The sequence below is a fragment of the Microbacterium sp. H6 genome, assembly GCF_003314775.1.
GTDB lineage: Bacteria > Actinomycetota > Actinomycetes > Actinomycetales > Microbacteriaceae > Microbacterium > Microbacterium oxydans.
This window is the reverse complement of the sequence record NZ_QOAY01000063.1, coordinates 6,353-9,917: the sequence shown is the minus strand read 5'-3', so window position 1 is coordinate 9,917 and position 3,565 is coordinate 6,353. Positions and strand designations below refer to the sequence as shown.

Annotated in this window: 3 protein-coding genes; all 3 read left to right on the top strand. The window is 70.3% G+C overall.

Going from position 1 to position 3,565, the window contains the following annotated elements; all coding sequences use genetic code 11:
• Nucleotides 1–860, top strand: an 860-nt coding sequence (locus DSP71_RS04340; protein WP_258546253.1) for an FGGY-family carbohydrate kinase, incomplete at its 5' end; no start/stop codon positions are given.
• The gene (locus DSP71_RS04335) at nucleotides 860–1,933 is read left to right on the top strand and encodes an aminopeptidase (protein WP_113680443.1); all 1,074 of its coding nucleotides are present in this window, start codon (nucleotides 860–862) and stop codon (nucleotides 1,931–1,933) included. The genes DSP71_RS04340 and DSP71_RS04335, both read left to right, overlap by 1 nt.
• A 1-nt stretch (nucleotide 1,934) precedes the next feature.
• The coding region (locus DSP71_RS04330; RefSeq protein WP_113680448.1) for a dihydroxyacetone kinase family protein at nucleotides 1,935–3,565 on the top strand (1,631 nt) is incomplete at its 3' end.

Below are 3,565 nucleotides of genomic sequence, written 5' to 3'. Positions count from 1 at the left end.
GGTCGACCGACGTCGCCGGTACCGTCACCGCCGCGGCTGCCGCGGCGACCGGCATCCCCGAGGGAACTCCGGTGCTGGTCGGCACGACGGATGCCGTCGCAGAAGCGGTCGGCGCCTCGGTCATGGCGGCCGACGACCTGATGCTCATGTACGGATCGAGCGGCTACTTCATCCGCGTGACCGACGAGCCGCACGCGGATCCGCGGCTGTGGGCTGCGCCTTTCGCCCTGCCGGGACGCTACGTGCTCGCGGCCGGAACCTCGACGGCCGGCACGGCGACGCGATGGATCGCCGACCTGCTCGGGCTCGACCACGGCGACGGCGACACCGCGATGTTCGGGCGCTTGATGGAGCTGGTGCGCGCGGCACCTCGGGGTGCGAACGGCGTGCTGCACCTGCCGCACTTCAGCGGGGAGCGCACACCGCTGCACGATGCCGATGCGCGAGCATCCTTCAGCGGCCTCACGCTGTCGACGGGCCGTGCCGACCTCGCACGCGCGGTGGTCGAGGGCGTCGGGCAGTCGATCGCGCTCGCCGTCTCCGCGTTGCTGGATGGCGGTGCCGCAGCGCCGCGCGTAGTCGCGATCGGCGGCGGAACGCACAACGAGGTGCTGATGCAGACGGTCGGCGACTTGACGGGCCTTCACCAGCGCACGGCCGCAACCCTCGGAGCCGCGTACGGCGATGCGATGCTCGCAGCGATTGGGCTCGGCATCGTGACCGAGGAGCAGGCCGCGAGCTGGGTCGCCTTCTCGGGCGAGGTCGTGCCCGACGAGGACGCCAATCCGCAGCTGCAGACGGCCTACGAACGATTCCCGAAGACGTACCGCGCGCTGCGCGCGCTGAGAGAGGTGGACTGATGAGCAGGTGGCAGGAACTGGCCGTGCATCTGGCCGACGTGAACGAGGTCGGGCAGGGGACGAGGGTCTCGGTGTTCGCGACCACGGCTTCCGTGCTCGACGCGGTCGACGCCTTCGTCGAAGAGGTGTACCGCCGTGGCGGGATGCCCCAGGTGCTGCTCGTCGAGGAGAAGTACGACCGCTTCGCGCTGGAGCACGCGAGCGAATCGCTGCTGCGCGAGGCGGCACCTCTCGAGCTGGCATCGATGGAGTGGGCAGACGTGCACGTCTCGTTCCGTGGCATGGAACCGCCCGCGGATGAGATCGACGGCGCCAGGCTCAGCCTGCAGCGGGAGGGCAAGGGCCTCGTGTCGACCGCGCGGTGGCAGGGAACGAAGTGGACGCTCGTACGCATCCCCACGCCCGAATGGGCGACGCTGATCGGAGTCCCGAGGGAACAGCTGGAGCAGGAGTTCTTCGCCGGCACCCTCGCCGACTGGACCGCGCACCGCACCCACCTCGATCGGCTGTGCACCGAATTGAACGCCACCGCGCTGGTGCGCATCCTCGATGACGACACCGACCTGCGCCTGAACTGCGCCGGTCGCACCTGGGTGCCGTTCGCAGGGGAGGCGAACCTGCCCGACGGTGAGGTCGCGACCGCTCCGGTGGAAGACGGCGTCGACGGGCACATCACGTTCCCCGGCTCGTTCTGGTTCGGCGGGGCGACCATCACCGACCTCCGGCTCGAGTTCGTCGAGGGGCGAGTGGAGAAGGTGTCGGCCACCCGTGGCCTCGACCTCGTGGAGCGCATCCTCGAAGCCGACGGCGCTCGCCGCGTGGGCGAGCTCGGCATCGGCACGAACCCCGATGTGCAGACCATGACCGGCGACCTGCTGATCGACGAGAAGATCCTCGGCACCGTGCACATCGCGCTCGGTCGCTCGTACCCGCAGTGCGGGGGCACGAACGAGTCGGCGATCCACTGGGACATCGTGAAGGACCTCCGCGCCTCGGGGCGGCTCGAGGCGGATGGCCGGGTGCTCATCGACCGCACGACGTACGACCCGATCCTCGCCGGGCAGGAGAGCTGACATGCGCAAGATCATCAATGACCCCCAGTCGTTCGTCGACGAGACGCTGGAGGGCATCCTTCTCGCCCACCCCGACGAGCTGCGGGCGGTCACCGCTGACCGGCGCGCGCTGGCGCGGACGGATGCTCCGGCACCGGGGCGCGTCGGCATCGTCACGGGTGGCGGCTCGGGACACCTGCCGTTCTTCCTCGGATACGTCGGCCGCGGGCTGTGCTCGGCGGTCGCCGTGGGCAACGTCTTCTCCTCGCCGAGCTCCGCTCAGATCCACGCGGCCTCGGTGGCCGTGCACTCGAACGCCGGACTCCTCTATCTCTACGGCAACTACGGCGGCGATGTGCTGAACTTCGACATCGCGGCCGAGCGCTGCCGCGCCGAGGGCATCGAGGTGCGCACGGTGCTCGGGGCGGACGACATCCAGTCCGCACCGAGCGAGCGGGCGGAGTCGCGCCGCGGGGTGGCCGGGCTCGTCCTCGTCTACAAGGTCGCCGGAGCGATGGCCGATCGCGGTGCCTCTCTCGCCGAGGTCGAGCGCGTGACCCGCAAGGCCGCCGATTCGACTCGCACGATGGGCGTCGGCCTCTCGCCGACCGTTCTCCCGGCCGCGGGGGAGGAGACCTTCACGCTGGATGAGGGCGAGATGGAGATCGGCGTCGGCATCCACGGAGAACACGGCAGCCACCGCGGCCCTCTCGAGACGGCCGATGCCATCACGGATCGGTTCCTGGTCGAGATCGGTACCGAACTCGACCTGAGTGAGGGACGGCGCGTCGCCGTGCTCGTGAACGGTCTGGGATCGACACCGCTCGAAGAGCTGTACGTGATCTATCGCCGGGTGCACCACGCGCTCACGGACGCCGGAGTGACCATCGGCTACCGGCTGATCGGCGAGTACGTCACGAGCCTGGAGATGGCCGGAGCCTCGCTGTCGATCATGCAGCTCGACGACGAGCTGGAAGAGCTGCTGCACGACCCTGCAGGGTCGCCCTTCTTCCGACAGGGAGCGGCCCCGGTGGGGGATGTCCGCACGGCCGAGACCGCACTGGATGACGACACGGCCGCCGTCGACGTGACCGTGGCCGGATCTGCCAGCGAGGCGCGCGACCTGCTCCTGACCGTGCTGCCGCGGATGCAGCGGCACCGCGAGGAACTGCGTGCCCTGGATGCCGCGCTCGGAGACGGCGACCTCGGCGTCACGGTAGCGGTCGGCAGTGCTGCGGTCGCCGATGCTCTGCAGCAGCTCCCGGACGACCTCGATGCCCGCAGCGTCCTTCGTGCCTCGGGCGATGCGTTCGCAGCGGCGAATCCCTCCACCTTCGCGGCACTGATCGGAAGCGGCCTGCTCGCCGCGGCGGAGCAGACGCCCGTGGGTGCGCACCTCGACCGTGCGGGTCTCATCGACGTCGTGCGCACCGTTGCGGCGAGGATCGGCGCTCAGGGCGGTGCCGTGCGCGGTGACAAGACCGTCATCGACGTGCTCCTCCCGATCGCTGAGGCGCTGGATGCCGGGGCGGATGCGGCCGGGGCTTCGAGGGCGGCGCTCGCCGCGGTCAGCGAGAGCACCGGATGGCAGTCGCGACGCGGTCGCGCCGGATGGCAGCAGGAGCGCTCGGTCGGTCATGCAGACCCCGGTTC

Coding starts and splice junctions, on each gene's coding strand:
- DSP71_RS04335 (WP_113680443.1), top strand. CDS start 860: ATGAGCAGGTGGCAGGAACTGGCCGTGCATCTGGCCGACGTGAACGAG.